Genomic DNA, 23,191 nt, shown 5'->3' on the forward strand with positions numbered 1-23,191 from the left:
CACCCCCGATCTCCCGTTTGGGGAGCCGCCGTTCACCCGGCGGCTCGCAGCGGGACGAACGTATGCGGACAAGGCGGTGGCGCGACGGACGGTTGTCCATCGCGCCACCAAAAGGGGTGAACGGGCGTAACTTTCGCTAGCGGAACGCGTTCTGTCGCGCTACGGAATCAAGCGATCACATCACTCAACTCCCGGGATACGGCCAGGGATTGGCCTTGCAGGTGATCCCGCCATAGGTGAGGAACTTGCTCTGCTGCTGCATGACGGGAGCCAGTTCGCCGTCCTTGTCGCAGGTCTCATGCTCGTAGCCGAGGCGATGACCGATCTCGTGATTGATCAGCATCTGCCGGTAGGCATGGATCTGATCGCCGTACGTCTCCGCGCCCTGCGCCCAGCGATACGCGTTGATCATCACGCGCTCGGTGGCGGACGAGTTGCAGGACACGTTGTCCACGGTCGTGTCGAGTCCCGACTTGGCACACCAGACGGCGGTGGTGCCCGGACTGGCCAGCGTGATCACGAAGTCGGGCTGGCCCGAGGAGATCCGCTCGAACGTACGGCCACCGCCGTGCGCCCAACTCCGCTCGTCGTTCAGGGTCTTCTGCACGGCCTCGGCGAACAGCGCCGCGTCGAGCCCGAGCCCCTCCTCGACGTCGACGCGGTAGCGGTACTTCTGCCCCGTACCCGGCGCCTTGTCGAAGCCCATGACGGCCTGGAACTTCCCGCTTCCCTCCAGGTCCGCGGCGAGCGTGTACTTCTTGCCCATCTTCGCGTCGTACGACAGCGGTGCCGCGCTCGCTCTGGGCGCGCTGGACGGCGTGGGCCGGTGGTCACTGCGCGAGGTGTCGCGCACGTCACGGTCACCGGCGCCGGCGGCCTGCGACTGTGTGGCGGTGCCGTTCTGCCCGCCCACGAACTGTCCGCCCACGATGACGGCCAGCACGGTGGTGACCGCGGCGGCCGCGATCCCGGTGAACGCCTTGCCCTTGCCGCCCTTGGCCGTCTCCTTGCCCTCGGAAGGGCCCTCAGAAGGGCCCTCGGGCGGAGCCTTCTCCTGGAGAGCCGTCTCGGCCTGTACATCGGTGTCGGCACCCGAGGTGACGCGGTGGGCCGTGCCGGACACGAGGACGCCGTCGACCTCGTCGACCTCGTCGAAGGCGTCCAGGTAGGCCTGCCGGGGGCCACCGGCGGGCGAGGCCTCCCGCCGCTGCCGGGGGATGGGAACGCGCGGGCCGCGACGCCCGCCGGGCGCGCCGTTCGGGGCGCTCGGCGAGGGGCCGGAGGGCGCACCGTACGGGGCCCCCGAAGGAGCCCCGTGCGTCACACCCTGCCCGGCGCCGGCCGTCCGCCCGTCGCCGCCCAACCGCCCCCAGCCGCCGCCCCCTTCACGCTGCTCGGGGTGACCACCACGGCTCTCGGGGAACCCCCGGGCGGGTGTGCCGTCGGGAAGACGGGGGAAGCCGTGCGCGGGCGTGCCGTCGGGGAAACGGGGCACCCCATGAGCCGGCGTGCCGTCAGGAAATCGCGGCATCCCATGAGCCGGCGTCCCCTCAGCAAAACGCGGGCCTCCCTGTGCGGGCGCGCCGCCGTTGAAGCGCGGCATCCCCTGCCCGGGAGTCCCGTCGTACATGCGGGGCACCCCCCGCGCAGGCGTGCCGTCCGGCGGTCGGGGCGCCCCGTGACGCGGAGCACCGCCGAGCCCGCCGGTCGCGCCCTGAGACGGAGGACCCATGGCACCCCGAGGCCCCGGCCCGCCGACCCCCGGAGCCGGTGGCCCCGTCGCGCCCCGCGGCATCGGTCCACCCGTACCCGGGGTCGCGGAATCGGCCGGCGTCCCAGGTCCGCCCGGTGGTCGCGGCGCCGCCGTCCGGCGGTTGTCCGGCCCGGCGGTTGTCGCCCCGGCCGCCCTTATGTCGCTTGTTTCGCCTTTCGGCGCCCGCCCCTTGCGGCTGTGCCGTCCCACGCCGCGCCTCAGCTCCCCACACCGGGGGGAGAGCCCATGACGGACCCTCCCGCGGCGAAATCGTCACCGCCGGCCGAGCCGCTTCCGTCCACCGAGCCACGCTCACGGACCGCCACTCGGCCCGCGCCGACCACGCTCTCCGCGTGCTCCACGTTGTTCGCACCGTTCGACTTCCCCGCGTCGGCGAGCAGTTCGCGGAACACGCCGGCGACCGCCTCCGGGTACTCCATCATCGCCACATGCCCCGCCTCGGGCAGCGTGACCAGTCGGGAGTCACGGAAGGTGCGGGCGGCACGCTGGGCCATGCGGTAGGAGACGAGCTGGTCGCGGCGGCCGTAGATGAGGAGGGTCGGCGCGAGGACGCGCTCGGCCTGGCGCCAGAGCGAGTGCTGCCCGCCCAGGGTGTACGCGTCCACGAGGCCACGGGCGGACCGCGTCAGCGCGTCCCAGAAATACGGAAGCTGGAGCCGTCGCTCCATCTCCTCGACCGCGTTGCGGAAGGCTTCCTCCGTGACGCGCGCGGGGTCGCCGTAGCAGAGCGCCATCACCCCTCGTACGCGCTGCTCGGCGGACCAGCCCCGGGAGAAGCGAGTGAAGAGGCCCGCCACACCCGGCAGGGCCAGCAGCCCGGTGGGCACGGCGGTCCGCTGCACGCGGAGCTCCGGCAGGGCGGGCGACACCAGGGTCAGCGTCCGGACGAGATCGGGCCGCAGGGCCGCGACGCGGGTCGTGACCGCGCCGCCGAGGGAGTTGCCGAAGAGGTGCACGGGGCCGCGTTCGGCCGCTTCGAGATAACGGATGACCGCGCGCGCGTGTGCCGTGATCGAGTAGTTCCCGTCGTCCGGCGGCGGCGAGTCGCCGAAGCCGGGCAGGTCGACCGCCTCACCGGCCACGAACTCGTCGAGCAGCGGCATCAGCGACGACCAGTTCTGCGAGGAACCGCCCAGGCCGTGCACGAACAGGGCGGGCGGCAGATCCTCGCGCGCCGGCGGTCTGGTCCGCACCGTCAGCGTGATCCCCGGCAACCGGACCGACCGCAGCCGCTCGCCGGGCGCCACACGCACGGCACTCGCCTTCGGTGACGCGGTGGCGGTCAGCACGGACGGCAACTCGGTCGAAGACATGCGGCAATGTTACGAGACGATCACGCAGTGGTTCATGTGTTCGCCGTCACAGGTCGCGTCACAAATCAGCCACGCCTCTATGGGTACCGCGGCACGGAAGCGGTCACCACAGTCGAGGAAGCGGTCACCACAGTCACCGCCGGACCGCATAGCGCCACGATCGACTGTCTCCTAGGCTCGTAGGTACCAGGAAGGGGAAACCACGATGGCCGTTGACCCGACCGATCCCGGGACTTTCACCGAGACCGAGGATGATTCCGTGGAACTCGACGACGTCGAGGCTTCCGAGGCCGATGCCGCCGAGCAGCACAAGAACGTCACCCCGGAGCAGGACGACCCACTGACCGAAGTGGACCGCGACGCCGCCAACGAGGCCGATCTCGTGGAACAGTCCCGAGTGGTCTCCCTCGACGAGGACGACTACCGGTGACGTGCCCTACCAGGGACGACCGCCAGTAACGTTGAAAATTGGCGATCGGTGACCGGAATGGGCGTCCTTCTGCCCGGCCTGCCCCTGTTCGGTGTGATCCGAGGCACTGTCCCCGCTGTCCGGTCCGTGAAATTCTGCGCTCGCACCGCGCACACCAGGGTTACCGAAAAGTACGATGGCGGCGCGGCGCACACCGCAAGTGGACGATTTTGGGAGGCGGCGTGACAGCCATCGAGCAGACAGAGGCGGCACGCCCGCGGGGCACACGCCTTCCGCGCCGAGCCCGACGGAACCAGCTGCTGGGCGCCGCCCAGGAAGTCTTCGTGGCCCAGGGATACCACTCGGCCGCGATGGACGACATCGCCGAGCGCGCGGGCGTCAGCAAGCCGGTTCTCTACCAGCACTTCCCGGGCAAGCTCGACCTCTATCTGGCCCTGCTGGACCAGCACTGCGAGTCCCTCATCCAGGCCGTACGCGGCGCGCTCGCGTCGACGACCGACAACAAGCAGCGCGTACGGGCCACGATGGACGCGTACTTCGCGTACGTCGAGGACGAGGGCGGCGCCTTCCGGCTGGTCTTCGAGTCGGACCTGACGAACGAGCCCGCCGTACGTGAGCGCGTCGACAAGGTCACCACAGAGTGCGCCGAGGCGATCCGCGACGTCATCGCCGAGGACACCGGCCTGTCGAGCGCGGAGGCGATGCTCCTCGCCTCGGGTCTGGGCGGCCTCGCCCAGGTCGTCGCGCGGTCCTGGCTGCACAGCGACCGCAGTGTCCCGCGCGAGCAGGCGGTCCAGCTGCTGGCCTCGCTGGCCTGGCGCGGCATCGCAGGCTTCCCGCTGCACGGCACCGACCACCACTGACCGCAGCACGGCCCGGTCCGGAGTTTTGTTCCCACCCTCTGTTCGCTGTTGGCGTTCTTGAGCGGAGCGTGGACGTCCCCTCACCGGGCTAATGTGTGCTGGGTACGGCGCGGACGCCCGCGCACTTCACTGACCGTCGGAGGGACATAGCCGTGGAGGTCAAGATCGGCGTGCAGCACGCGCCCCGCGAGATCGTTCTGGAGAGCGGTCAGAGTGCCGAGGAGGTCGAGCGTGCCGTTGCCGAGGCGCTGGCCGGCAAGTCGGCGCTGCTGAGCCTCACGGACGAACACGGCCGCAAGGTCCTGGTCCCGGCCGACCGTCTCGCGTACGTCGACATCGGCGAGTCGGCCGTCCGCAAGGTGGGCTTCAGCGCGCTGTAGTTCAACGGGCACAGCTCAACAGGCCCGAGGGAGGGGCCCGGTGGTGTGAACCACCGGGCCCCTCTCCATGTCCCGTCCCTCGTCGCCGCCCCATGGATCCCCTTGAATCCCTTGGGCCCGACGCACACAGATGGCGCACAACTCCTCCTCGGAGGAGGATTGCGTTCGTTGACTCGCGGGTAGGACCGGCTACGACCGATTTGCCCAGGCCATAGCCGTGCGGGAGGGAAACCGATCATGTTCTTGGAAGCACTCGGATCCGCGATCCTTGGCCTCGCCCTGGCCTGCGCCGCGGCCTACCGACTGCCGCACCGCCTGCCGTCCCGCACCCTCGTCCTGCCGACCGGCGTCGCCGGCGCCCTCTTCGGCGCCTTCCTCACCCACACCGCCCTGGGCTCCGCCACCTACCTGCTCGTCCTCACCGGCGCCCTGATCGTCGCATCGGCCTCACTCTCGCTGCTCCTGCGCCCGACGGAACGCTTTCGACGCAGCTCATCGGCCCCGGCGTAAGGGCAACGGGTAAGAAGCGCTGAGCCCAGCGGAGTAAAGGGGGCGCGGGGAACTACGCGACAAGCCACGACGAACCCGCACCCGCCAGACGACACAGGCCCCCCACGGCGACCAGGCGCCCCGTTCAGGCCGCGAGGCCCAGCGCAGCCATCCGCTTCGTGTGCGCCTCAGTGATCCGCGAGAACATCCGCCCCACCTCAGCCAGATCGAAGCCGTCCGCGACGCCACCCACCAGCATGGTGGACAAGGCATCCCGGTCGGCGACCACCCGCTGCGACTGCGACAGCGCCTCCCCCATCAACCGCCGCGCCCACAGCGCCAACCGCCCGCCCACGCGCGGGTCCTCGTCGATCGCGGCCCGCACCTTCTCCACGGCGAACCCGGCGTGCCCGGTGTCGTCGAGCACGGCGAGCACCAGCCCGCGCGTGTCCGCGTCGAGATGGGCCGCGACCTCCCGGTAGAAGTCACTGGCGATCGAGTCGCCGACGTACGCCTTGACGAGCCCCTCCAGCCAGTCCGACGGCGCCGTCTGCTTGTGGAAGCCGTCGAGCGCGTCGACGAACGGTTCCATGGCCCGCGTCGGCTCCTCCCCGATCTCCGTGAGCCGGTCCCGCAACCTCTCGAAGTGGTGGAACTCGGCGGCCGCCATCTTCGCCAGCTCGGCCTTGTCGACGAGCGTCGGCGCCAGCTTCGCGTCCTCCGCGAGCCGTTCGAACGCCGCGAGTTCCCCGTACGCCAGCGCTCCGAGCAGATCGACCACGGCGGCGCGGTACTGCGGGTCGACGGAGGCCCGGTCCCAGTCCTGGGCGGCGATTCCGGTGACCTCGGCGGTGGTGTCGGCCGTATCAGCAGTGGCGGCGGAGTTCTCAGGCTTGTCAGACGTCGTCATGAAGCGCACAATAGCTCGCTCGCCGTAGGGCGGAAGGGCGTGGTCAATCAGTGTGACGACGACTACGTGACCAAATCGGCCATCGCATGTGCGCGATTCCGGGGTATGGTGGTAATGCGCCTGCTGAGTACGTCGACGTATCCCGCGACATCTCGGGTATCTCGACCGTCTCTCGACAGGCCGCACGCATGAGGATGCCCGGTCGGTGGCCCGATCGGCTCCGACCCGACAGCCCTCCTTTTCCGTACGGCATTCCGCGTACGGCGTCCGGAGGGACCCCTCAGCGGTATGAGCGCTAGAGCGTCGGCAGTGGTCCCGTGCCACACGGCCCGCCCGTGAGGGCGGCCGATGTCCCCTCGGCACGGTCAGACGACACGACCCCCGCGCTCGCGCCACACCGCGTACACAGAAGAGGCAGCACCCTGACTACGACTTTTCGAGATCTCGGAATCCTTCCCGAGACTGCCGAGGCCCTGGAAGCCGTCGGCATCATCAACCCCTTCCCCATCCAGGAGATGACGCTCCCGGTCGCTCTCTCCGGCACCGACGTCATCGGCCAGGCCAAGACCGGCACCGGCAAGACGCTCGGCTTCGGCCTCCCGCTCCTCGAGCGCGTCACCGTTCCCGCCGACGTCGAGGCCGGCCGCGCCAAGCCCGAGGACCTCACCGACGCCCCGCAGGCGCTCGTCGTCGTCCCCACCCGCGAGCTGTGCACGCAGGTCACCAACGACCTGCTGACCGCGGGCAAGGTTCGTAACGTCCGCGTCACCGCGATCTACGGCGGCCGCGCCTACGAGCCGCAGGTCGAGGCCCTGAAGAAGGGTGTCGACGTCGTCATCGGCACCCCCGGGCGGCTGCTCGACCTCGCCGGCCAGAAGAAGCTCAACCTGAAGCACGTCAAGTGCCTGGTCCTCGACGAGGCCGACGAGATGCTCGACCTGGGCTTCCTGCCCGACGTCGAGAAGATCATCAACATGCTTCCGGCCAGGCGCCAGACGATGCTGTTCTCGGCGACCATGCCGGGCGCGGTCATCGGTCTGGCCCGCCGTTACATGTCGCAGCCGACCCACATCCGTGCCACGGCGCCGGACGACGAGGGCGCGACGGTAGCGAACACCTCGCAGCACATCTACCGCGCGCACAACATGGACAAGCCCGAGATGGTCGCGCGCATACTACAGGCCGACGGCCGGGGACTGGCCATGGTCTTCTGCCGTACGAAGCGCACGGCCGCCGACCTCGCCGACCAGCTCAAGCAGCGGGGCTTCGCCTCCGGCGCGGTCCACGGCGACCTCGGCCAGGGCGCCCGCGAACAGGCCCTGCGGGCCTTCCGCAACGGCAAGGTGGACGTCCTCGTCTGCACCGACGTCGCCGCACGCGGCATCGACGTCGAGGGTGTCACCCACGTCATCAACTACCAGTCCCCCGAGGACGAGAAGACGTACCTGCACCGCATCGGCCGTACCGGCCGCGCGGGTGCCAAGGGCATCGCGATCACGCTCGTCGACTGGGACGACATCCCGCGCTGGCAGCTCATCAACAAGGCGCTGGACCTCGGCTTCAACGACCCGCCGGAGACGTACTCCACCTCCCCGCACCTCTTCGAGGAACTGAACATCCCCGCGGGCACGAAGGGTGTCCTGCCGCGCTCCGAGCGCACCCGGGCCGGGCTGGACGCCGAGGAGCTGGAAGACCTCGGCGAGCCGGGCGGCCGTGGTCCGCGCGGTCGTGGCGGCCGTTCCTCGGGCTCGTCGTCCGCCGAGTCCGAGCGCCCGGCGCGTACGCCGCGCCGTCGCCGCCGCACCCGTGGTGGTGCGACCGTCGACGGGGCGTCCCCGGATGCCGCCGCGGTCACCGAGTCCGCACCGCCGACGGAGGCTCCGGGCGCCGACTCCGCGGAGTCCGAGCCCCGTACGCCGCGCCGCCGTCGCCGGACCCGTGCCGGTGCGGCTCCCGCCGCGGAGCCCGCGAGCGCGGCCGAGGCCGTGCTGGAGACGGTCGAAGGCACTCCCGTCGAGGCCGACCAGGCCGCCGAGGAGCCCGCCAAGCCGCGCCGTCGCCGCACCCGTGGTGCCGTGGCCGCGGAGAGCGCGGTGAAGACCGCCGAGGGCTCTCCCACGCAGGCCGATGTCCAGGCTGTGGCCGGTATTGGGCCTAGCCAGGCGTCAACGGCAGCTCGCGCGTTGAGCCTGATCCGGTCCGCCTCTCCGGCCTCACCCTCGGGCGCAGGTCACACCACAGCACCGCCCGACCGACCGAACGCACGGACACCTCCCCTCGGCCTTGCCATTTCTACTCTCGGCGCCTCAGCACTCTCCGGATCAACAGGAAGGCCGCAACGGCGATCAGGGCAACCCCCATGAGGATCACGATTGCCCCGACGACGACCAGGACCGCCCCAAGCAGGATCAAGATTGCGCCGATTACGAGAAGAAACATCGCGAGGACGGTCACGGTCGCCTCCTGTCCCCCTCCCGACTCTGCCCCCTACCCGCCCCCTACCGCAATCTTTTCCGGACAAATCCACCAGCGCACCGCCCCGGCGATGCCCGCCGACTGAGGTCCGGATTTGCGACCAGGTCGCAGCACCGGTCTCCAGCCCATGGCTGTGACCTGGGTAGACAGCAAACGAGCCAAGGTTCTCCGGAGCTGTCGCCGTACAGCACAGAAGCACCCGCCACCCCGACAGTGAAGCGGTCAGGGGCCTGATCCACTGAGTGGATCAGGCCCCTGATTCGTTCCCCCGGTCCACGACCTCCGCTGCCCCTGCGAAAACTCGCGACCATGGACCTTCTGGGCCCGCTGTTCCACACCACCGCCATGACCATCAGCCGCGCAGCGAAAGACGTCCGCCCGCTCCTGGAAGCCCATGGCGTTCATCTCCCCGCCTCAACGGCCCGTTTCCGCACCCGGGAAGACGTCGCCAGGTTCCTCGACCCCGACAAAACCAAGATCAAACCGACGTGTTGATTCCCGGCAAGCCCTTAGGCCAGGCCGAGCGCGGTGCACAGCGCGGCAACGGCGATCGCCTGTAGGGAGAGGCGGAGCGGAACCACTCGGTCCCAGCGCCGTTGCAGGGTACGAGCGTTGGGCAATGCCCTTTTTTCGGCGGCCGCGGCGGTGAGCGCACGATTGATCGGTGCGCTGACTCGGAGGTAGATGCTGATCCAACAGAGGAGGGCCGCCACCGCGAGCATGCTTGCCAACGCGACCGCCGTGCGCCCGGCCACCAGCGCCGCTACCACACTGAGGACGCTTGTGACGACGCTGAGGACGAACGGGACAGGCATCCGCTGGTCGCCGTACCGGTGAACGTGGCCCATCGTGGTGGTGAGCGTCCGATCATCGACTTCGGACAGCGCAGACCGAAGGACGATGGCCGCGAACAGATCGGCTCCGTATACAGCCGAACAGGTGAGCACGGCGATACCCGGGAGCACGTGTATCAGGATGTTCATGCTTCACCAAACCCAGATCGTGTCGGCTGACTGGACTACAGCCTGCCCGTCCGCGTACATGTGTTCGGGCCGACCGCCGTGATGATAGAGGAGTTGCCGCTCCGACAGCGGAAAGACCCCTGCTGGAAGCGGAATCGCGGATGTGTTGGCGGTCAGCAGAGGCACGGTCACAGCGATTTGATGGCCAGGAGGCCGCGAGTCAGGGTGATCACGCGCCGGACGGAGAACGTCATCACACCGGTCGAGGGCGATGACATCTTTCCCGTCCTGCATACCCGGCTGTTCCAGAGCACTGGGACTCCTGCCCAGCGCCGTACGGTCGCGGACGCTTACGGCGACTACTACGCCGAGCAGTTCGGTGGTGCTCTCCCGGCTGTTTACCGTGATCCTGTCTACCGCGACCGCATCGAGGCCGCTTACCCCTTCCACCCCGAGCTGATCGATCCGCTCACCCATCGCTGGGGCTCGCTGTCCGGCTTCCAGCGCACGCGCGACGCGCACAGCATTAAGGCTCTCCATGCGGAGGGGCGTGTCTCCCCACTCATTCACCCGGGGGACATCCCTCTGCATGACCCCGGGGTGCGAGCCGAGATTTTGAAGATCACCGGTGGTTCCTACCTGTCGACTCTGAACGCCGACATCATCCGCGAGGACTCCCGAGCCCGCATCGAGGACCAGCGCCGCGGCGGCGAGATCGAGAGGTTGCGACTCGCGGCCAAACTCGCCACGACAGCCTTCGTCAACTCCTTCGGTTCCGACAGAGTCCTGGGTGCATCCGACGCCCAGATGGCTGTGGGTGTGGGCCGACCGGGGCTGTCTCGCGGCGCCCTCGAGGATGTCCGGGACACCGTCAGGAATGTCGCCTGGTACATGCGCTACGAGGGCGGCCGCTACCGTTTCACCACCGAACCCAACCTGAACAAGGTCATCGTGGAGCGCGAGAGCGCTGTACCCGAAGACACGATCGCCGAGCTGTTGGAAGAGGCCACCAAGAGTGTGGCTCCGGCCAAGTCCCCCTGGCGGACGCAGACCGGCGTCCTGGGCTCTGCGGACGTCCGTGACGAACCTCGTCTGACACTCGCTCTGCTCGATCCCGAGCACCGGGTCGAGCCTTCCGAACCAGGCACCGTTGGGGACGCAGCCCACCTTCGGGACGAAGAGGTCGTGGGTTCAAATCCCGCCACCCCGACAGCGCAGCACCGGGTCAGGCCCGCCCAGGAAGTTTCCTAGGCGGGCCCGATTAGGCGGGCCTGATTCGTGTTGTGTGAGCAACCGTGAGTGACTGCGTGCAACCCTCGGAGCGAGCACCCCACCCGCCCTCCGCGTGAGCGAGCGCACACCCTCCGCTTGTGTGGGCCAAGTCACAATAACAATAGGGATCCGTCGCACAGCTTTGCGATAATCGGTCCTTTTGTCGCTTCCGGCAGCGACTAGGTTTCACATTGACCACACTTCTTTACAGCAGCCTTACATTTAGGGCGGCTCAGAACCGAACACGGGTGGATGTTGAGACCACTGGGGGATTCGTCCTCTCCTTTCCGGAGAAGGACTGTTTGGCATGAGCGCAGCAAGTATCTGCGCTGGACGGCGGGCGGGCTGGCCGCCGTCATGTCCGTGGGCCTGTTGCAGGGGGCGGCCGAGGCCGCCCCGCAGGCGAAGCCCGCCAAGCCGGGGGCGGTGACCGCCGCGGCCGACATCGCGTCGGCGAAGGTCGCGGCGCGGTTGTCGGGGAAGCGGGTGGAGGCGCTGTCGGAGCGCACCGAGACCTCGACGACCTGGGTGAACAAGGACGGCAGCCTGACGACGGAGCTGTCGGCCGGGCCGGTGCGCTTCGAGCGTGACGGCGCGTGGGTGAACGTCGATGTGGAACTGCGCGAGTCGGGCAGCGGCGTGGAGCCGGTGGCGCACCCGGGCGGGCTGCGGCTGGCGGGAAAGACGGGTACGCCCGCGAAGTCGCTGAGGGCGGCGCAGCAGTCGAAGGCCGTCGACCTGGTGACGCTGGGCGAGGGTGATGAGCAGATCACGCTGCGCTGGAAGGGCGGTCTGCCGGAGCCGGTACTGGACGGGACGCGGGCGGAGTACGTCAACGCGGTGCCCGGCGCGGATGTGGTCGTCGAGGCGACCCGCACCGGCTTCGAGCAGTACGTCGAGATCAAGAAGAGGCCGGACACCGGCGGGTTCTCTTACACGCTGCCGTTGGAGACCGACGGGCTGAAGGTCGAGCCGCTGAAGAACGGCGGCCTGCAGTTCACCGACGAGAAGAACAAGAAGCGGGCCGTCATGCCCGCGCCGGTGATGTGGGACTCCACCGTCGACAAGCGCTCCGGCGAGCACACCCGCCGGGTGCCGGTGTCGATGAAGACGGTCGAGAGGGAGGCGGGCGTCGACCTGGTGGTCACCCCGGATCCCGAGTTCCTCGCCGATCCCGAGACCAAGTACCCCGTGACGGTGGACCCGTCGACGTCCTCGCTGTCGAATGTCTTCGACACCTATGTGCAGCAGGGCGAGACGGTCGACTGGTCGTCCGACACCGAGCTGGACTTCGGTAACCCGGGCACCACCAACGCAGACGGGACACCCCGCACGGCGCAGTCCTTCATCAGCTGGAACACCTCGCCGATCGCCGACGCCCTGGTCTCCAGCGCGAAGCTGAGCCTGTGGAACTTCCACTCGGGCAACCAGGCGAACTGCTCGGCGCAGTCATGGGAGGTGTGGTCCGCCGGGGCCGCGTCGACGTCCTCCCGGTGGACGAACCGCCCCACCATGACGGCGAAGAAGGCCACCTCGACCGAGACCCGCGGCAACCCCTCGTGCACCTCCCAGCCGGACGGCTGGATCAACGCCGATGTGACCACGCTGGCGCAGGAGTGGGCCTCGGCCAAGGCCGCCCGCGGGCACATGGGTGTGCGCGCGACGAGCGAGACGGCCGTGGCGCAGTGGAAGCGGGTCAACTCCGCGAACGCCGCGGCGAATCCGCCGAAGCTCGTGCTGAACTACAACTTCCGGCCGAAGACGGGCACCAAGCAGGAGGCCGGCCCGCCGTTCTTCTCCTACGGCGGCGCCTACATGGTGAACACCACCACACCGACGCTGCGCGACACCTTCGTCGACGCCGACGGTGACAAGGTCAACGGCACCTTCCAGATCTACGACAACGCCACCAACACCCAGGTCGGCGAGGTGATCGTCTCGAAGTACGTGGCTTCCGGGTCCGCGGCGTCGGTGACCGTCCCGTCCGGGGTGCTGAGCAACGGCAAGACGTACAAGTTCCGCACCAACCCCTACGACGGGGCGCACTACAACACCGGCTGGTCGGCGTGGAAGACGTTCACCGTCGACACCTCGGCCCCGTCCGCCCCGGCGCAGATCACCTCCACCGACTACCCGGCCGGCCAGTGGGTCAAGGGTGCCGGCCAGGCCGGTACCTTCACCGTCACCCCGCCCTCCGCGGACCACAACTGGCTGGAGTGGTCGCTGGACGGCGTCACCTGGACCAGGGTCGCCACCGGCGGCGCCGCCGCGGCCAAGGCGATCTCCATCGCCCCGCCCAAGAACGGCACCCACACCCTCCAGGTGAGGTCCGTCGACAAGGCGGACAACAAGTCCGAGGCGAAGGAGTACACCTTCCACGCCGGTTCCGGCGGCTTCGTCCAGCCGGCCGAGGGCGAGCGCACCGCACGCCGGCTGCCGCTGGTCGCCGAGGCCGAGGGCGGCAAGTACGACAAGGTCTCCTTCTCCTGGCGCCGCTCCGAGGCCGACGCCTGGGTGAAGATCCCCGTCGGGGACGTCACCGCCGGCGGCACGGCGCTGACCGCCTGGCCGGTCGCGCTCACGGGCGGCAGGAACGCGGCGCTGGTCTGGAACGCCGCCGGCACCGTCGACCCCGACGGCACGGTCCAGATCAAGGCCGACTTCACCGGGCCGAACTCCGCCTCCAGCAGCACCGAACCGCTGACCGTGGTCGTGGACCGCAACGCCGACGGCGCGGCCACCACCGAAGCCGGTCCCGGTTCGCTGAACCTGCTCACCGGTGACTACACACTGTCGGAGACCGACGCGTCGTTCTTCGGCATGACGGTGACGCGGACCGCTTCCTCGCGGAACCCCGACCAGGGCGCGAAGCAGGAAGGCCAGGCCGCGATCTTCGGCAAGGAGTGGGTCGCGGGCACCATCGCGGACGACACCACGTCCGACTACAGCCACATCCGCAAGATCTCCGACACCGCGGTCGACGTGGTGCTGTCCGAAGGCGACGCGGTCCACTTCACCGCCAACGCGGCCAAGACCGGCTGGGTCCCCGAGCCCGGCGCCGAGGCGCTCACCCTCAAGGGCTCCGTCACCGGCTCGTTCACCCTGTCCGACACCGAGGGCACGGTGACGACCTTCGCCAAGCCCGGTTCGGCGGCCACGACGTGGCAGGTCTCCACCACCCTGATCGACGGTCTGAGCAACACCACCACCAAGGTCGTCTCCGAGACCGTGACCGTGGACGGCAAGACGCTGGCCCGCCCCAAGCGGATCATCGCCCCCACCTCGGCCGCCACCGCCGCCGCGTGCGAGGCCGATCCGGCCACCAAGGGCTGCCGGGTACTGGAGTTCGGCTACGCCACCGCCACGACGGCGACCGGTACCGAGACCGACGCCGACTTCGGTGACTTCACCGGTCAGGTCAAGCAGGTCAAGCTGTGGGCCACCGCCCCCGGCGCCGGCGCCGCGACCGCAACCGCCGTGGCCTCGTACCGGTACGACTCCGTCGGTCGGCTGCGCCAGCACTGGGACCCGCGCATCGGACAGCAGGCCGAGACCCAGTACGCCTACCACGAGGGCCGCGTCACCTGGTTCCAGCCGCCGGGCGTGCTGCCGTACACCTTCGACTACGGCAACGCCGGCAGCGGCAACTCCCCCGGCGCGGGGATGCTGCTCAAGGTCTCCCGCCCGGCGCTGAAGCAGGGCACGGTGGACACCACCGAGGGCGAAGCGGTCACCAGCGTCGTCTACGGCGTTCCGCTCACCGGCACCAAGGCACCCCACTCCATGGGCGCCGGCGACGTCGCGAAGTGGGGGCAGCTCGACGCCCCGAGCGACGCGACCGCCGTCTTCCCGGCCGACTCCGTGCCGCCGTCCCACGACGGCGCGGACCTGACGGGCGGCGGCTACACGCGCGCCGAGGTGCACTACCTCGACGCCTCCGGCCGTACCGTCAACACGGCGGAGCCCGGCAAGCACATCAGCACCACCGAGTACGACCGGTTCGGCAACACCGTCCGTGAACTGAGCGCAGCCAACCGCGAGTTGGCACTCGGCACGACGGACGCGCAGAAGGACACGCTGACGGGTCTGGGCATCATCTCCCGGTCCACGGCCGAGCGAGCGCACCTGCTGTCGACCACCTCCCTGTTCAACGAGGCCGGCACCCGGGAACTCGAGGAGTTCGGCCCCCTCCACCGGGTGGACCTGACCGAGGACCTCAAGGACGGAACCACCGTTCTGGTCAAGGCCGACACGTCCGTGCCGGCCCGCACCTGGACGGTCAACGAGTACGACGAGGGACGTCCCACCGACGGCACGGCCAAGGTCAGGGACCAGGTCACTCTCAAGATCGTCGGCGCCCGTGTCCGCGACTACTACTCGGTCATGGGTGAGAAGCGGGTCACCGAGACCCAGTACGACTGGGCCAAGGGCCTGCCGAAGCTGGTCATCCAGGACTCCGGCGGCCTGAACCTGACGACCAGCGCCGCGTACGACGCACAGGGGCGGATCACCGACGTCGTGCCTCCGGCCGGCACCGGTGAGGACGCCGCCAGCCGCGTCACCGAGTACTGGGCGGCCGACGGCACCGGCTTCTGCAAGGGCCGTCCCGAGTGGGCCGACCAGGTCTGCTGGAGCGGACCCGCCGGAAAGATCACCGGTGGCGGCAGCCGGCCCGACGAGGTGACCGACTCCACCGTGGAGTACGGCTACTTCGGCCAGCCGACCAAGGTCACCGACACCGCCAACGGCCAGTCGCGCACGACCACCCGGTCGTACGACGACGCGGGCCGGCCGTTGAAGACCACGGTGACCGGCGGCCTCGGCCAGGCGGTCCCGGAGTCCACCGTGGAGTACGACCCTGCCACGGGCGAGGTCACCAAGATCACCTCTCCGACGGCGGGCACGATCACCAAGGCGTACGACAAGCTCGGCCGCCTCGTCTCGTACACCGACGCCGACGGCGGCCGGACCACCACCGCCTACGACGTGCTCGACCGCGCGGTCAAGGTCAGCGACACCGTCCCGTCGACCGTCACCTACACCTACGACCACAGCGCCGAGCCGCGCGGGCTGGTCACCAGGACCAGTGACTCCGTCGCCGGTGACTTCTCCGCCACGTACGACGCGGACGGCTCCGTCGCCTCCGAGAAGCTGCCCGGTGGCTACACCCTGAACGTCACCGAGGACGCCACCGGCGCCCCGACGTCCAGGGCCTACACCCGGGACAGCGACGGCACCACCGTCTACACCGACGTGGTGACCCGTTCGGTCCAGGGACGGACGACCAGCCACTCCGGTTGGTCCGACCAGCGCTACGGATACGACAGGGCCGGGCGTCTGACCACGGTCGAGGACACCGTCGGCGAGGTGTGCACCCGGCGCACGTACACCTTCGACAAGCGCGCCAACCGCACCGGCCTGACCACCGCGACGGGCGAGGCCTCCGGCGCCTGCCCCACCACGGGAGGCACCACCACCAGCCACACCTACGACAGCGCCGACCGGCTCGTCGACTCCGGTTACTCCTACGACGCCTTCGGCCGCACCACCGCCCTGCCGGGCGGCACCGTCGACTACTACGCCAACGACCTCGCCTACCGTCAGACGGCGAACGGCAAGCGGCAGACCTGGCAGCTCGACGCGGCCATGCGCTTCCGCTCCTGGACGGCCGAGACCGGCAGTGGCACCACCTGGACGCAGACCGCGTCCAAGGTCAACCACTACGGCGACGACAGCGACAACCCCCGCTGGATCGTCGAGGACACCGCGAGCGGAGCCGTCAGCCGCAACGTGCGGTCCGTCTCCGGCGACCTGGCCGCGGTCACCGGCAAGACCGGTGACACGGAGCTGCAGTTCACCACCGTCCACGGCGACGTGGCGCTCCAGCTCCCGCTGGACGCGAGCAAGGCACCCGTCGCCGTCGACACGGACGAGTACGGCAACGCCCGCGAGGGCGGCGGCGCCGGCCGCTACGGCTGGCTCGGCGCCAAGCAGCGCTCCGCCGAGACCCCCACCGGTCTCGTCCTCATGGGGGCCCGCCTCTACAACCCCACCACCGGCCGGTTCCTGTCCGTCGACCCCGTCACGGGCGGCAGCTGCAACAGCTACGAGTACGTCTGCGGCGACCCCATCAACCTGGTCGACCTCGACGGCAGGATGACGGCGGTCGCCCTCGTCGGCATGGCCGGCCTCGGCGTCAGCGCCGGCACGGTACTCGCCGTGATCGGTGTGGGCGCGGTCGTCGCGATCATCGGCCTCATCTGGTGGAAGGGCAAGAAATGGGCCATCAACAAGGTGAAGAGGCTCTGGCGCGAGGCCCGCAAATCCGGGAAGGAGAAGGGGAACGATGTGCCCGACTTCGCCAAGGGTGAGCGGAAAGGAAAAAATGAAACGCTCGACAAGGCGACCGACCGGGTCATGAAGAAGGGCGGATACCGTCCGCCGTACCAAAAGGGGCCGAGGTCGGTCTACAACAAGGTCCGCAAGTATCTGTCCCGTAACTGAGCAGGACTGAGGACCCAGCGAAACCGAAGATCCGCGGCCCGCGTCGGCGAACACGCCGAGCGGGCCGCGGTCTCCCTTTTGAGACACGAGGTGATCACGATGGACGGACAGAGCCGGGCCTATCTGCTGTGGCATGTCAGGCACGCCGAGCCGGCCGATGGGTCGGAGATCCGGCACTTCGCCGCGGACGACGACTTCTGGGCCGACGAGGAGGAAGGGGACGACGTCAAACTCCTGGGCGTCTACTCGAGCCGGGAGAAGGCCCAGGAGCGCATCGTCCGGGCACGTCTGCTCCCGGGGTTCCGTGACGAGCCGGAGTGCTTCTACATCGAGGAGTTCACGGTGGACGCCGACGAGTGGAAGGACGGCTTCGTGACCGTCATGACCGGCGGTGAGGGCTCCGAGGAGACGGAGAAGACGGACTGAACGGCCTGGACCGGGGTACGCCGGAATCGGCCCGCTCACGGGTGCGGTGCCGATCGGCACCGCACCCGTGAGCGTGGCGTGGCACCCTTTCCTTCATGCCTTCCCGGAATCGTCGACTCCCTCGACATCGCTCCTGGCCCTTGACGGCCACGGATATCAGCGAAGCGCTCGACGATCAGATGGCGCACGTCAGCGATGTCAGCTTCCTCACCGGGCACAGCGAAGAGGGATACGTCCTCGGAATTGAGTGGACCGCGGCGCAACCCTTCAACTACGGACGCGGAATTCATCCCGACGCGAGCGGTTTCCGCATCGATGTCCTGCCCGTTCCCGCGGCTGATCGTGCCGATGCGCGGACTGCCTTGCGGACATACGCACTGCCCCAACTCGGCGAGTGGATCAACCAGGCGCTCGCCGCCCCCGAGACCTGGCGCTCCAGCGACCACCGTCGTTACTGGCGGCTCGCCGACGGCCTTCTCACTCACCACGACCAACACTGAACCGTTCCTGGGGACTGAGCGGGAGTGATCCCGACTCAGCCGCACGCCCCGAACGGTCTTGGACGCTCCCCCAGACTCCGTCCGGGGGGGGACCCCAGGTCCCCGGCGTACTCAACCCCGAGGCGGCGACACGCATCCCGTGCGTGGTCCGATCCCGGGAGGCCCCCGCGGCCGGAGGCCGCTATGGACACTGCCCTGTACGACCTGCCTGTACGACCTGGCCAAATGGGTACGGCCAGAGGCGACGGGGAGGCCCCGGACCATCTCTCTGGTGGAGCGGGGGCCCCGCACGCCGGCGCCGTACCCGGCGTCCCAGATCGCACGGCAACGCCAACCCGACTGGCCCACAGTGCTGCAAGCCTGCACGGCTTCACACGACGAGAGGCAGGGAGGTGAGGCCGCGCATCAGGCGGGTATGGCGCCAGGTCAGTTTTTCGGCGGGGACTGCCAGGCGGGCATCGGGGAAGCGGGTGATGAGGCAGCGGAGGGCGAGTTCGGCTTCGGCTCGGGCCAGAGGGGCTCCCAGGCAGCGGTGGATGCCGTGGCCGAAGGCCAGGTGGCCGTTGGCGGCGCGAGAGAGGTCGAGTTGGTCGGGGGCGGGGAAGCGGTGGGGGTCGCGATTGGCGGCGCCGGGGGCGATGAGTACCGGGGCGCCTGCGGGGATCTCGGTGCCGCCGAGGGTGAGCGGTTCGGTGGTGTAGCGGAATGTGGCGATGCCTACAGGTGAGTCGAAGCGCAGCAGTTCGTCCAGGGCGTTCTCGAGGAGGTGGGGGGCGGACCTCAAGCGGTCCAGGTATTCCGGGTGTTGGAGCAGCGCCAGGGCCGCGTTGCCGATGAAGTTGGTTGTCGTCTCGTGGCCTGCCACCAGGAGGAGGACGGCGAGTGAGACCAGTTCTTCCTCGGTCAGGCGGTCCTGGCCGTCCTGGCCGTCTCGGGCGGCGATGAGGTCGTCGAGCAGGCTCTCACCGGGGGACTTGCGTGTGGCGGCGACCAGGTCGGTCATGTAGTGGGCGATGGCGTGGGAGGCGGCGTCGATCCGGGCGGGGGATCCGGCGGCGAACAGGTCGCTCGACCAGGTGCGCACGAGCCCGCGGTCGGATTCCGGTACGCCCAGCATCTCGCAGATGACGGTGACCGGGAGGGGTACCGCGAGGGTCTCGACGAGGTCCACCGGGCCGTGGTCCGGCCAGGCGTCGAGCAACTCGTCGACCAGGGCGGCGATGTAGGGGCGCAGGCGGGCGACGGCGCCGGTGGTGAACGCCTTCGTCACCAGGGACCGTAGTCGTGCGTGCTCGGGTGGGTCGGTGGCGAGCATGTTCTGGGAGACGGCCGGGTGGAGATCGCGCTGTGAGGGCCGGTCCGCGAAGAATCGTGCGGTGTTCTTCGAGAGGCGGGGATCGGTGAACGCCTCCCGGGCCTCCGCGTAGCCCGTGACCAGGTAGCTGTAGCGGCCTCCGGAACCCGTGGGCACCTTCCGCACCGGTGCGGCGTCGCGCAGTCGGGCGTAGGTCGGGTAGGGGTCGGCGAAGAAGCGCGGGTCCTGCAACGGGTCGGTCACGCTTGCTGGTCCGTTCCGGAGGGTGCCAGTTCGTCGGCGGCGTCGTCGGTGGCGGTGCGTGCGGTCTCGTCCTGTGCGTAGGCGTGGGCGACGAGGAGCAGCCACTCGGTCTCGGCGCGGAGGTTGCCCGCCCGGGAGGCGGCTCCGGAGGCCGGTGGCGCGGGTTGTGGCCGCGGTTCGCCGCCGGTCTTCTTCGCGTGTACGGCGGCCCGCAGGATCGCCGCCTCCACGATCGCGTCCCCTTCCGGGGTGCCGGCCAGGCCGCGTGCGGCGACGGCCCGCTCGGCGTTCTCCTGGACTCGCGGAGAACGGTGGGGGCGGAGGGCGAGCCCGCCGTCGTTGATCTCGATCACCCGGCGGTGCAGGAGGAAGTCGGAATCGTCGGCGTCGTCGGCGTCGCCGTCCGCATCACCCGGCACACCGCCGCCCGCCACGGTCAGGACGACCTCGGGTGTCGCGCCGGTGACGGCCTCCCACAGGGGGGCGAGCGCGGCGAAGGAGCGCGACTCCCATCGGCGTCGCAGGAACTGGCTGAACGGCCAGGCCACCGCCGGGAGCGTCAGTCCCACGGTGATGAGGAGTACGGCCAGGGCCGGCGCCGTCACGCTGAACACACAGCGGACGGGGCTGATGGGCGTCGAGCAGCGGACGCCGTGCGGGAGGAGGTTCAGTTCGAGCCCGATGGACACCAGGCCGAACACCTTGTACGCGGCGTACAGCAGGGCGAAGAGGCAGCCGGCGGCGGTGATGCGCAGTCCGACGCGCTGGCTCTTGCGCCGTGAGTGCTTGGCCTGTTTCCAGGTCTGCGCGCCGAAGTCCTTCGCGGTGACACCGAGATACGTGATGTAGATCAGCACGTAGAGCGCGTACAGCTGGGGCGAGTCGTCGTTCAGCTGTCCGGCGGCGAACAGTGCCGTCATGCCGGCGACGGAGATCCCGAGGAAGAGCACCCGCACACGGATGCTGCGTCTGGCCTGGTCGGGCTCCAGGTTGAGCTGGAGCATGAACGCCAGGACGGAGGTCGCGGCGGCCAGCGTGAACGAGTTGCTGAGGAGGCGGCCGACGCCGGGGACGACGCTTTCGGCGGCGGCTTCCACGAACGACACGTACGAGGCGAAGGCCAGGGCGAAGGACACCAGCAGCGCGGCCATGGCCCAGGTGCCGGTCGGTCTGTGGCCGCCTCGCCCGCGCACCCAGTAGCCGGCGGCGAGCAGCAGCACGATGGCCACGCCCGCGAACAAGAGGTCGATCATCGGTGCCGGCGGCCCTTCTTGGTGGATTTGGCGAACAGTGCCTCCCAGCGTTCGGCGCCCTTCTCGGGCTCGCTGGGGGGAAGTTCACGTCCGCGGTAGATGTGCTGCCGGATGACGGTGGCCATCATCTCGGCCTCGCGCTCGTCGTCCGTGGAGTAGCTCGTGCGTCCGTTCATCCGCTGGACCAGGGTGGGGTTGAAGCCGATGGCGCGGAAGGCGTCGGCGTCCAGCTCCAGGCTGCCGGGGTGGTCGCAGATGATGTGACTGACCTCGTGCGCGAGTATGTGGTTCTGGTGCAGGGCGGACGTGCCCTCCTCGTAGAAGAGGAGGTCGGCGTCGGGTGTCTCCAGGCGGATTCCGCACGGGGCGTCGATCGCGCCGAGCGTGTTCAGGGGTCTGAGGATGATCGGGCGGCCGCGTTTCTGCGCCACGGCGTCGCACAGGTCCCGGGTGTTGAAGCGGTGGGGCAGCCGCAGCGCGGCCACGCGCTCTTCGCACTCGCGGCGAAGCCGCCCAAGGTCCATGTCCGCCCAAGGTCCATGTATCCATGTCCGGTCTGCGATCCGGAATCCCCGGCACCGGATCGCTCGAAAGCTTAGGCGAATGCCTGGGCGGGTCCAAGGGAATCCCGGTCCTCTGACCGGATGGCCGGAAACCGCTCACACCCCCTGGGGCCTGTCGTCACATTCCCGTCGTCGCCCGGAGGGCGGCCCCGCGCCCGCCGCGGCAGCGGCTGATGTCCGCGTGGGCGCGTGCTCTCGGCGTGCCGGGCATACACCCTCGTACTGGATGTACTTGGGTGTGTGCCCGGTGCGGCGGTGGGGGCCCCTCCCGCTCATGGGGCCCCTCCCGCTCGAGCGAAGCCGAGAGTGGGGGAGCGTGCATGGCGTCGCGGGGCAGACGGGAATGTGACGACAGACCCTGGGGCCAGGGCCCCTCTAGTCGTCCAGGTTGAGGGTGTTCGGCGTCGTTTCGCCCGGGAGGCCCTCCAGGATCCGGGCCTGTTCGATCACCGCCGTCACCATCTGAAGGGTCTCCGTGCTCAGGCCGTTGGCGCGCAGGGCGACGGTGCGGACGTTCTGGTCCCGCATGGCGGCGAGGACGGCGATCTCCGCGCGGGTGCGATGGGCGGCCTCCTCGTCGACGAAGTACCCGGCGGGTACGCCGAAGAAGTCGGCGAGCGCCTTGATGGTGTGCATCGTGGGGTTCTTCTTGACGCCGGTGCGCAGTTGCTGGATCGCGCTCGCGGTGAGTCCCTTGCCCTGGCCTCCGGAAGCCTCCCGGATGCCCTCGGCGACCTCGGCGTACGTGTAGGGTCCGCGACTTTCCGGGTGGACCTCTTTGAACAGGTAGTCCAGCAGTTGCGCGAAGGTGCGCGGCTCGCCGCCCTCTGTCACGTCGCCCTCTGTCACGTCCGGTACGTCCTTGTCTGATCGTCGCTGTGTCCACTCTGGTGCGTGATGAGCACGGAACGCGGTGGCTTCTGAACAACTCTAGTTGACGATAGACCGCAACTACGGTGTACGTTCTCCGGGGAGTTGCTCGCACCAGAGTGTTCCACAGCGGGTGGCCGGGTTCCACGGGGGTGCGCCCGGCCACCTCGCGATCGTTTACGACGGTTCCTGGAGGACGGCGAGGACGTTTCCGGCGGGGTCGGTGAACCATGCGATCAGAGGGCCGCCGCCGCGGAAGATGCCCTTGTCGTCCGCCTCGAGGTGGTCGTAGCGCTCGAAGCGGACGCCCCTGTCGGCGAGCTCGTCGACCGCCTTCTCGATGTCGTCCACGGGGAAGTTGAGGATCGTGTACGTGGCCGGGGTGTGGTCGGGCTTGGGGTAGACCAGGATGTCGCGGCCGCCGGCGATGTGCAGCGTCAGCATGCCGTTCTGCTCGGACACACGGAGTCCGAGTGTCTCGCCGTAGAACTCCCTGGCCGCGTCGATGTCGTCCACCGAGAAACCGCTGAAGGCCTTCGTCGTACCGAACATGATCGCCTCCCGGGTAGTGGCTCCTGTTCTCGTACCGCTTCCAGTCTTCTAGGACCGGCGGGGCGGTGCGAACTCATCGGCCTCACACGTCCGGCAC

The 23,191-nt window shown here is 69.3% G+C and carries 17 protein-coding genes and 2 pseudogenes; 10 read left to right on the forward strand and 9 right to left on the reverse strand.

Translation table 11 applies throughout. The features are described 5' to 3' along the window. Window positions 1-184: 184 nt before the first annotated feature. Together CES90_RS19860 and CES90_RS19865 are read right to left on the reverse strand one after the other, a co-directional pair. The gene (locus CES90_RS19860) at window positions 185-1,531 is read right to left on the reverse strand and encodes a DUF3152 domain-containing protein (protein ID WP_189783846.1); all 1,347 of its coding nucleotides are present in this window, start codon (window positions 1,529-1,531) and stop codon (window positions 185-187) included. A gap of 440 nt (window positions 1,532-1,971) precedes the next feature. Further along, on the reverse strand, window positions 1,972-3,087 hold the full coding sequence (locus CES90_RS19865; RefSeq protein WP_189783845.1) for an alpha/beta fold hydrolase: 1,116 nt from the start codon (window positions 3,085-3,087) through the stop codon (window positions 1,972-1,974). 205 nt (window positions 3,088-3,292) lie between these two features. Between CES90_RS19865 and CES90_RS19870 the strand changes: the two genes are divergently transcribed. The 4 genes from CES90_RS19870 to CES90_RS19885 all read left to right on the forward strand — a co-directional run bounded on the left by CES90_RS19870 (window position 3,293) and on the right by CES90_RS19885 (window position 5,270). Next, entirely contained in the window at window positions 3,293-3,517 is a 225-nt protein-coding gene (locus CES90_RS19870) for a hypothetical protein (protein WP_189783844.1), read from the forward strand. Window positions 3,518-3,738: 221 nt separating this feature from the next. Further along, window positions 3,739-4,380 (forward strand): TetR/AcrR family transcriptional regulator, encoded by a 642-nt coding sequence (locus tag CES90_RS19875; RefSeq protein ID WP_189783843.1) that lies wholly within the window; start codon window positions 3,739-3,741, stop codon window positions 4,378-4,380. Between the two features lie 152 nt (window positions 4,381-4,532). Beyond that, window positions 4,533-4,760: a DUF3107 domain-containing protein gene (locus CES90_RS19880; protein WP_172639037.1), complete on the forward strand. Its 228-nt coding sequence runs from the start codon at window positions 4,533-4,535 to the stop codon at window positions 4,758-4,760. A 237-nt stretch (window positions 4,761-4,997) separates the two neighbouring features. Continuing rightward, window positions 4,998-5,270, forward strand: a complete 273-nt coding sequence (locus CES90_RS19885) for a hypothetical protein (protein WP_189783842.1) — start codon at window positions 4,998-5,000, stop codon at window positions 5,268-5,270. A gap of 124 nt (window positions 5,271-5,394) precedes the next feature. Here CES90_RS19885 and CES90_RS19890 read toward each other — a convergent pair whose 3' ends face one another. Continuing rightward, entirely contained in the window at window positions 5,395-6,168 is a 774-nt protein-coding gene (locus CES90_RS19890) for a ferritin-like fold-containing protein (RefSeq protein WP_189783841.1), read from the reverse strand. Between the two features lie 506 nt (window positions 6,169-6,674). On the opposite strand from CES90_RS19890, the pseudogene CES90_RS19895 reads away from it, so the two are divergent. Both CES90_RS19895 and CES90_RS19900 read left to right on the forward strand, forming a co-directional pair. Further along, window positions 6,675-8,270 (forward strand): annotated as a pseudogene (locus CES90_RS19895) (DEAD/DEAH box helicase); the annotation flags it as partial. Between the two features lie 649 nt (window positions 8,271-8,919). Then, window positions 8,920-9,129: pseudogene (locus CES90_RS19900) on the forward strand (ISAzo13 family transposase); the annotation flags it as partial. 14 nt (window positions 9,130-9,143) lie between these two features. Here the strand turns inward: CES90_RS19900 and CES90_RS19905 are convergent. Then, a complete protein-coding gene (locus CES90_RS19905) occupies window positions 9,144-9,617 on the reverse strand; it encodes a DUF1772 domain-containing protein (protein WP_189786082.1) in 474 nt (157 codons plus the stop codon). Between the two features lie 204 nt (window positions 9,618-9,821). Here CES90_RS19905 and CES90_RS19910 point away from each other — a divergent pair, with 204 nt between their 5' ends. The 4 genes from CES90_RS19910 to CES90_RS19925 all read left to right on the forward strand — a co-directional run bounded on the left by CES90_RS19910 (window position 9,822) and on the right by CES90_RS19925 (window position 18,298). Continuing rightward, window positions 9,822-10,847, forward strand: a complete 1,026-nt coding sequence (locus CES90_RS19910) for a DUF499 domain-containing protein (protein ID WP_189786083.1) — start codon at window positions 9,822-9,824, stop codon at window positions 10,845-10,847. A 378-nt stretch (window positions 10,848-11,225) separates the two neighbouring features. Further along, complete coding sequence (locus CES90_RS19915; RefSeq protein WP_189786084.1) at window positions 11,226-17,372, forward strand: DNRLRE domain-containing protein; 6,147 nt, start codon at window positions 11,226-11,228, stop codon at window positions 17,370-17,372. A 99-nt stretch (window positions 17,373-17,471) separates the two neighbouring features. Further along, entirely contained in the window at window positions 17,472-17,798 is a 327-nt protein-coding gene (locus CES90_RS19920; RefSeq protein ID WP_208921430.1) for a DUF7336 domain-containing protein, read from the forward strand. 140 nt (window positions 17,799-17,938) lie between these two features. Next, on the forward strand, window positions 17,939-18,298 hold the full coding sequence (locus tag CES90_RS19925; protein ID WP_308437898.1) for a hypothetical protein: 360 nt from the start codon (window positions 17,939-17,941) through the stop codon (window positions 18,296-18,298). 370 nt (window positions 18,299-18,668) lie between these two features. Here the strand turns inward: CES90_RS19925 and CES90_RS19930 are convergent, their stop codons facing one another. The 5 genes from CES90_RS19930 to CES90_RS19950 all read right to left on the reverse strand — a co-directional run bounded on the left by CES90_RS19930 (window position 18,669) and on the right by CES90_RS19950 (window position 23,094). After that, window positions 18,669-19,856, reverse strand: coding sequence for a cytochrome P450 family protein (locus CES90_RS19930; protein WP_189786086.1), 1,188 nt, complete (start codon window positions 19,854-19,856; stop codon window positions 18,669-18,671). Then, window positions 19,853-21,109 carry an MAB_1171c family putative transporter gene (locus CES90_RS19935; protein WP_189786087.1) on the reverse strand — a complete coding sequence of 419 codons (1,257 nt, stop codon included), beginning with the start codon at window positions 21,107-21,109 and terminating at the stop codon, window positions 19,853-19,855. Before CES90_RS19935 ends, CES90_RS19930 begins: the two co-directional genes overlap by 4 nt. Further along, the gene (locus CES90_RS19940) at window positions 21,106-21,633 is read right to left on the reverse strand and encodes a regulator component (protein WP_189786088.1); all 528 of its coding nucleotides are present in this window, start codon (window positions 21,631-21,633) and stop codon (window positions 21,106-21,108) included. Before CES90_RS19940 ends, CES90_RS19935 begins: the two co-directional genes overlap by 4 nt. Before the next feature lie 414 nt (window positions 21,634-22,047). Beyond that, the gene (locus CES90_RS19945) at window positions 22,048-22,521 is read right to left on the reverse strand and encodes a helix-turn-helix domain-containing protein (protein ID WP_229914180.1); all 474 of its coding nucleotides are present in this window, start codon (window positions 22,519-22,521) and stop codon (window positions 22,048-22,050) included. A gap of 198 nt (window positions 22,522-22,719) precedes the next feature. After that, window positions 22,720-23,094: a VOC family protein gene (locus CES90_RS19950; protein WP_189786089.1), complete on the reverse strand. Its 375-nt coding sequence runs from the start codon at window positions 23,092-23,094 to the stop codon at window positions 22,720-22,722. Window positions 23,095-23,191: the final 97 nt, after the last annotated feature.

The organism is Streptomyces capitiformicae (assembly GCF_002214185.1).
In the GTDB taxonomy this organism is placed as follows: Bacteria; Actinomycetota; Actinomycetes; order Streptomycetales; family Streptomycetaceae; genus Streptomyces; species Streptomyces capitiformicae.